The organism is Novosphingobium sp. CF614 (assembly GCF_900113255.1).
Taxonomy (GTDB): Bacteria; Pseudomonadota; Alphaproteobacteria; order Sphingomonadales; family Sphingomonadaceae; genus Novosphingobium.
In genome coordinates this window covers 20,814-27,597 of the sequence record NZ_FOOR01000029.1, presented here as the reverse complement: position 1 = coordinate 27,597, position 6,784 = coordinate 20,814, and the positions used below count along the sequence as shown (strand labels likewise).

The 6,784-nt window shown below is 68.7% G+C and carries 6 protein-coding genes; 5 read left to right on the top strand and 1 reads right to left on the bottom strand.

Annotated features, from left to right (window positions below; all coding sequences use genetic code 11):
* Window positions 1–256 precede the first annotated feature (256 nt).
* Entirely contained in the window at window positions 257–1,087 is an 831-nt protein-coding gene (gene kdsA, locus BM052_RS17885; RefSeq protein WP_091149096.1) for a 3-deoxy-8-phosphooctulonate synthase, read from the bottom strand.
* Between the two features lie 203 nt (window positions 1,088–1,290).
* Between kdsA and BM052_RS17880 the strand changes: the two genes are divergently transcribed.
* From BM052_RS17880 to BM052_RS17860, 5 genes are read left to right on the top strand one after another with little or no spacing between them, the layout of a single operon-like run.
* Window positions 1,291–2,277: a KpsF/GutQ family sugar-phosphate isomerase gene (locus tag BM052_RS17880; RefSeq protein WP_369821554.1), complete on the top strand. Its 987-nt coding sequence runs from the start codon at window positions 1,291–1,293 to the stop codon at window positions 2,275–2,277.
* Between the two features lie 37 nt (window positions 2,278–2,314).
* The gene (gene kdsB, locus BM052_RS17875; RefSeq protein ID WP_091149105.1) at window positions 2,315–3,139 is read left to right on the top strand and encodes a 3-deoxy-manno-octulosonate cytidylyltransferase; all 825 of its coding nucleotides are present in this window, start codon (window positions 2,315–2,317) and stop codon (window positions 3,137–3,139) included.
* A gap of 5 nt (window positions 3,140–3,144) precedes the next feature.
* Entirely contained in the window at window positions 3,145–3,753 is a 609-nt protein-coding gene (locus tag BM052_RS17870) for a histidine phosphatase family protein (RefSeq protein WP_091149094.1), read from the top strand.
* Window positions 3,720–5,429 (top strand): capsular polysaccharide export protein, LipB/KpsS family, encoded by a 1,710-nt coding sequence (locus BM052_RS17865; protein ID WP_091149092.1) that lies wholly within the window; start codon window positions 3,720–3,722, stop codon window positions 5,427–5,429. The genes BM052_RS17870 and BM052_RS17865 overlap by 34 nt, the downstream gene beginning before the upstream one ends.
* Window positions 5,426–6,643, top strand: a complete 1,218-nt coding sequence (locus BM052_RS17860) for a glycosyltransferase family 4 protein (RefSeq protein WP_177198547.1) — start codon at window positions 5,426–5,428, stop codon at window positions 6,641–6,643. The genes BM052_RS17865 and BM052_RS17860 overlap by 4 nt, the downstream gene beginning before the upstream one ends.
* Window positions 6,644–6,784 lie beyond the last annotated feature (141 nt).

Sequence of the window (6,784 nt, the reverse complement as noted above, 5' to 3'; positions counted from 1 at the left end):
GTCTTCGACACCTACGACGCCATCCTCGACGCCTGTTGCGACGCTTGGAACTGGCTCATCGCTCAACCAGAGCAAATCACTTCAATCGGGTCACGTAAATGGGCACAGGTCAATCAATGAAGCCGAGCGTATCAGAACAAGGCACGCGAAACCCGAATCAAGACCCGCTCGTCCTGAACCCATCCTGAGCCTGTCAAAGGGCGAGCGGAAGTAGAGCGGATTTTCATCTAATACCCGATCTCAATGAGTTTGGGTATCAGGCCCCTTTCACCAGGGCATCGATGGCGACCAGTTGGACCAGCAGCGGCTCCAGCGCGTCGAGCGGCCAGGCGTTGGGGCCGTCGGACAAGGCCTGGTCCGGGTCGGGATGGGTTTCCATGAACACCCCGGCGACACCCGCCGCGACCGCCGCGCGCGACAGCAGCGGCACGAATTCGCGCTGCCCCCCGGATCGATCGCCCTGCCCGCCGGGAAGCTGCACGGAATGGGTGGCGTCGAACACCACCGGGCAGCCGGTCTCGCGCATCACGGCAAGGCCGCGCATGTCGGACACCAGATTGTTGTAGCCGAAGGAGGTCCCGCGTTCGCACACCATAAACGCATCCGGATCGCAGCCGGCCAGGGCAGCGGCATCGCGTGCCTTGGCCACCACATGGTTCATGTCCGCGGGCGCCATGAACTGGGCCTTCTTGATGTTCACCGGCTTGCCCGAGGCGGCGACGGTAGCGATGAAATCGGTTTGCCTTGCAAGAAAGGCCGGGGTCTGGAGCACATCGGCGACTTCGGCGACCGCCGGCACCTGCTCTGGCTCATGCACGTCGGTCAGTACCGGCAGGCCGGTTTCGCGGCGCACTTTTTCCAGGATGCGCAGGCCTTCGTCGATGCCCGGCCCGCGAAAGGATCGGCCCGAGCTGCGATTGGCCTTGTCGAACGAACTTTTGTAGATCAGCGGCACGTCCAGCCGCCGCGCAATTCCCGCCAGCCTTTCCGCCACGGCCAGCGCCAGCGCCTCGCTTTCGATCACGCAAGGCCCGGCGATGACGAACAGCGGGCGGTCCGCGCCCACTTCATGGTCACACAGCCGCATGGTGCTTCTCGAACCAGATCATGGCTGGCCCGATCATAGCCAACATGAGGAATCCCTGCTTTTCCGCCGGATATGGAGTGTCATTCAATCGTCGTTTTCCTTTGCAATCAAAAATGACTAGAAGTTAACCTGACAAGGAAATATAAGTCTGCCAAACGGGGGGGAAGCATAAAGGCGGGCATGAAGAAAGATTAAAAACTGATATGATGCTTACCCAAGCCCGGACTTCCGCAGTTGCTTCCGCTATCAAGACCCTGGAAATCGAGCAAGCCGCACTTGATGCGATGAGACGCGCGATGACCAGATCCGGTCTTCGCGATGGTTTCGAGCAGGCAGTGGCGATGATCGGCGCCACCCAGGGCCGGCTGATCGTCACCGGCATGGGCAAAAGCGGCCTGATCGGCCGCAAGATCGCCGCCACGATGACCTCCACCGGCACGCCGTCGCAATTTCTCCACCCCGGCGAGGCGAGCCACGGCGACCTGGGGATGATTACGCAGCGCGATGTCGTCCTGGCCTTGAGCTGGTCGGGAGAGACCACGGAGCTGGGCGATATCATCGCCTATTGCCACCGCCATCGCGTCACGCTGATCGTCGCCACTTCCAGTGCCGAGAGCACCGCCGGCAAGGCGGCCGACATCTGCCTGACCTTGCCCGGCGTGCGCGAAGCCTGCCCTTACGAACTGGCGCCCACCTCGTCGGCCATGCTCCAGCTGGCGCTCGGCGATGCGCTGGCCGTCGCGCTGATCGAAATACGCGGCTTCACGCCTTCGGACTTTCACGCGCTGCACCCGGGCGGACGCCTGGGCGCGCAGCTCACCACCGTGGCCGAACTGATGGGGGTGGACGATTCGATTCCGCGCGTGACCGGCGATTCCTCGCTGATCCACGCCACCATCGAAATGAGCCGCAAACGCTATGGCTGCACGGCGGTGGTCGATCGCAACGGGGGACTGATCGGTGCCTTCACCGACGGCGACTTGCGCCGTTGCATCGCGGTTCATGACCTTAAAGACAATATCGGCGCACACATGACTCCCAATCCGCTGGCGGTGCCGCCGACCACGCTTTCTTCCGATGCGCTGCGCCTCATGAACGAGAACGCGGTTTCGGTGCTGTTCGTGGAAGAACGGGGAAAGCTGGTGGGCATCGTTCACCTGCACGACGTTCTCGGAGCAGGCGTTGCCTGAACTCCCGGTGCCGGCGGCACGGACCGGCCGCCGGCAGGTGCATGATCTTCCCCAGGCGCCGGATCTGATAGTCGTCCCGGCGCGGTATGGATCCACCCGGCTGCCGGGCAAGCCGCTGATACCCATCGCCGGCCGCACCCTGTTGCAGCGGGTGGCGGCGATGGCGCGGGCGGCGGGGCAGCTTGCCGGCAACTGCGAGGTGATCGTCGCCACCGACGACGATCGCATCGCCGACCACGCCCGTTCGCTGGATGTCGAGGTAGCGTTGACCGCGGCGGACATCAGCTCGGGTTCGGCGCGCGCCTGCGCGGCGGCGCGGCAGCGCGCCAGTCGGCCCCGCCTCGTCATCAACCTGCAAGGCGACGCCCCCTTCATCCCGCCCGCCGTGATCGCCGCGCTGATCGCGGCGCTCCGCCTGGGCGATGCCCAAGTGGCGACGCCGGTGTTCCGGCTGGACTGGGCACGGCTGGACCGCCTGCGCGCGCACAAAACGCGCGCTCCGTTCAGCGGCACCACCTGCCTGCGCGCCAGCGACGGGCGCGCCTTGTGGTTTTCCAAGACCATCCTGCCGGCCATTCGCGATGAAGCAGAGCATCGCAAAGCGCCCTTTTCCCCTGTTTTCCAGCATCTTGGGCTTTACGGCTATCGCCTGGAAGCGCTGGAATGGTTTGCATCCACGCCCTCGACCCCTTATGAAACCCTTGAGGGATTGGAACAACTTCGCTTTCTGGAAGCCGGGATGCACATTACCACGGTGGAAGTCGATCCACCGCTCCATGCCCTGTCCGGGATCGATACCGCCGCCGACGTGGCGCTCGCCGAAGAGGCGATCGCCAGCTTCGGCGATCCCTATCCGGCCTGACGGGAATGATCGTCATCGTCCGCCATGGCAACACGTTTGCCGCCGATGAGCCGCCGCGCCGCGTCGGCAGCCGCACCGACCTGCCCCTGACGGCCGAGGGAGAGGAACAGGCCCGCGCCCTCGCGGCGCATTTCCGCGCCAACGGTTGGCGCTTTACCCGCGCGCTGGTTTCGCCGCTGCTGCGGACGCGCGAGACGGCCCGCATCATCCTGGCCGCGCAATCGCCGGCGCCCGAGCCGGAAGCCTGTGCCTGGCTGGGCGAGATCGATCATGGCCCGGACGAGAACCAGACCGAGGACAGGGTTGCCGCCAGGATCGGGCAGGCGGCGCTGGCAGCCTGGGACGAGCGCGCCGTGCCTCCGCCCGGCTGGATCGTCGACACCGAGGCCCGCCTGGCCGGCTGGCGTACCCTGCTGGCGGTGGCATCCGGCGAAGCGGGCATGACCCTGGTGGTGACGAGCAACGGCGCCGCCCGCTTCGCCCTGCTCGCCGATCCCGGGCTGGCGGGCCGGATTCGGGAGCTGCCCGGGCTCAAGCTGCCGACCGGCAGCTATGGCCGGATCAGCGCGGATGGCGCTTCATGGCGGATCGCGGATTGGGGGCGGCGGCCGTGAGCGAAGCCGTGCCTATCCTGCGATCGCCGCCCTTTCCCGGCGGCGGCGCGGTATCGTTCACGGGCCCGTCCCAGTCGGCCCGCGCCGATCCGGACGGGGAAGCGACCACGCGCCTGTTCGCCGCGATCCGCGCGGCGCGGGTCGGCGGGCCCTTCTGGGCCGCTCCCCCGCGCCCGCTCCCCCAGCCGGCGGTGCTCCTGCGCCCGCGCACCCTGGACGAGATCCCCAGCCTGCTGGCAAGGCTGGATGCGACGGAGCGCGCCGCTTCGCTGTGGCTGCTGGCCGCCGGGACGAGCGACCGGGCGGCAAGGCGTGCGCTGGGCCGGGGCGGCGGCTGGCACGCGGGCGATGTCGATCCCTGGCCGGTGCTGGACGGCGCGCTCCGCCTGCTGGCCCATGGCGATGACGAGTGGGCGGCGCTGGCGCGGATCGCCGGCGTGCCGGTCACCCTGCTTTCGGCCGGGCGCTTCGGCGCGCCCGGCACCGCACCCGCCACGCTCGATCTGCTGGCGGCGCGGGCCGTGATCGGCGCCGACTATCGCGACCCGTTCACCGGCGCTCCGGCCGCGATCGAAAGCGCGATCGCGCAACTCGCGGACTGGCGCCGCATCCTGGATGCCAATCGCCCGCTGGTGGCGGCCTGCGGCATGTCCTGGTGGAAGCGCGCGGAGATCAGCCGATTCCTGTGGTCTCCGCACCACCCGCTGCGCATCACGATGTTTCCCGCCCGGGCCCTGGCCCTGGCCCGGCGCAAGGGCGGCGCGGTGGCGGTATGGCCTTCGCGGGTCTCCGCCGCGACGCTGCGCGCCGCCAAGGCCCGGGGCGTGCCGCTGGTCCGCGTCGAGGACGGCTTCGTGCGCTCGGTCGGGCTCGGCAGCAACTTGGTCCCCCCGTCCTCGATCGTGGTGGACCGGCTGGGCATCCATTACGACCCCAGCCGGCCGAGCGACCTGGAACGGCTTCTCGCCGACGCCCCTTTCCCGCCGGAGCTGCTGGCGCGCGCGCGGACGCTGCGCGCCGCGATCCTGCGCGCGGGCATCAGCAAGTACGGCGCCGGTTCCGATCCGGCGCCCGCCACGCGCGGCCACGGGCGGCGGCTGGTGCTGGTCCCGGCCCAGGTGGAGGACGACATGTCCGTGCGGCTGGGCGGCGGCGGGCTGGCCAGCAACCTCGAACTGCTGCGCCGCGTCCGCGCCCTGGAGCCGGATGCCGAAATCTGGTTCCGCCCTCATCCCGACGTCGATGCCGGCCACCGCAAGGGCGCGGTGCGTGACGCCGATGCACTGCGACTGGCGGATCGCATCGTGCGCGGTGGCGGCATGGCCGGCCTGCTCGATCAGGTGGACGCGGTTCACGTGCTGACTTCGCTCACCGGGTTCGAGGCGCTGCTGCGCGGGCGCGCGGTCACCTGCCACGGCACTCCCTTTTACGCCGGCTGGGGCCTGACGCGCGATCTTGGCGCCGTTCCCGACCGCCGCACACGCGTGCTGACCCTGGACGAGCTGGTGGCCGGCGTGCTCATCCTCTACCCGCGCTACCTTGATCCGGTGACGCGCCTGCCATGCCCTCCCGAAGTGCTGGTGCGCCGCATGGCGGAAGACCGCGCGCCCAACCGGCTGGGATGGGCCACGCGCCTGCGGCAATGGCAGGGGCGGCTGATGGCGCAGCGCGCATGACCGGCCCGATCCCGCGAGACCGCCCGGCGAGCCCGGTCATTCTCGACATTTCGCGGCTGATCTCGCGTTTGCGCTATTCCACGCCGACCGGCGTCGACCGGGTGGAGATGGCCTATGCGCGCGGCCTGCTGGCCCGCCATGGCGACCGCCTGGCCTTCGCGGCGGTCCATCCTTCCGGCCTCTACGGGCGCTTGCGGCGGCGCACGGTCCTGTCCTTCCTGGACGAGATGGAGCGGCGCTGGACCAGCGAGGACGGCCACCCCCGCCAGCGCTCGCTGCCAGAAGTCCTGCCATGGCTCGTCGCGCTCCTGCCCAGGCGGGTGCGGGGCGCCGGCGGCGTCTACGTCCAGAGCTCGCCGCATCACCTGACCCGTACCGGCCAGGTGCGCCGCATACTGGAACGGGAACAGGCCCGTTTCCTGTGCATGGTCCACGATCTCATCCCGATCGAATATCCCGAATATGCCAGGATATCGGGCGACCGGCAGCACCGCCGCCGCATCGCCACGATCACGGCGCTGGCCGATGGCGTGATCGTCAATTCAGCCGCCACCGGCGCGGCGCTGGCGCCCTGGCTGGCGCGCAGCGGGCGGACGGTGGACGTGCGCGTGGCCTTGCTGGGAACGGAAACCGTCCCCGAAGTGCCGGTGGAGGCCAGTGGCACCGATCGGCCTTACTTCATCTGCGTGGGGACGATCGAACCGCGCAAGAACCACCTCCTGCTGCTCAACTTGTGGCGCCACCTGGCGGAAACGCTGCCGCCGGCCGCCGTGCCCCGGCTGGTGATCGTCGGGCGGCGCGGCTGGGAGAACGAGCAGGTGGTCGACATGCTGGAGCGCTGCCCCGCCCTGCAAGGCCATGTCGAGGAATTGAACGGCTGTTCGGACCGGCGCCTGGCGGGCCTGCTGCGCGGGGCGCGCGCGCTGCTGATGCCCTCTTTCGCCGAAGGATACGGCATGCCCGTGGCCGAGGCCCTGGCGGTAGGCACCCCGGTACTCTGCAGCGACCTTCCCGCCCTGCGCGAGGCCGGCGGCAGCGTGCCGGACTACCTCGATCCCCTGGACGGACTGGGTTGGAAGACGCTCATCCTGGACCATGCACGCGCGGGTCCGCACCGCGCCGCCCAGATACAGCGGCTGGCCGGATGGCACCATTCCACCTGGGACGAGCACCTCGACATCGTGGCGGCCGCGATCGACGATCTTCAGCGATAAAGGGGGCTTCAGCGATAAAGCGGGCTTCAGCGACAAAGCGGGCGGCGATCCAGAGCCGGGAACGCGAAACCCGGATCAAGGCCCGCCCACACGCATCGACGGGTGTCGATCCGGCGTCACGCCAGTGCCCTTCGACAAGCT

Coding starts and splice junctions, on each gene's coding strand:
- kdsA (WP_091149096.1), bottom strand. CDS start 1,087: ATGCGGCTGTGTGACCATGAAGTGGGCGCGGACCGCCCGCTGTTCGTC.
- BM052_RS17880 (WP_369821554.1), top strand. CDS start 1,291: ATGATGCTTACCCAAGCCCGGACTTCCGCAGTTGCTTCCGCTATCAAG.
- BM052_RS17870 (WP_091149094.1), top strand. CDS start 3,145: ATGATCGTCATCGTCCGCCATGGCAACACGTTTGCCGCCGATGAGCCG.
- BM052_RS17865 (WP_091149092.1), top strand. CDS start 3,720: ATGGCGGATCGCGGATTGGGGGCGGCGGCCGTGAGCGAAGCCGTGCCT.
- BM052_RS17860 (WP_177198547.1), top strand. CDS start 5,426: ATGACCGGCCCGATCCCGCGAGACCGCCCGGCGAGCCCGGTCATTCTC.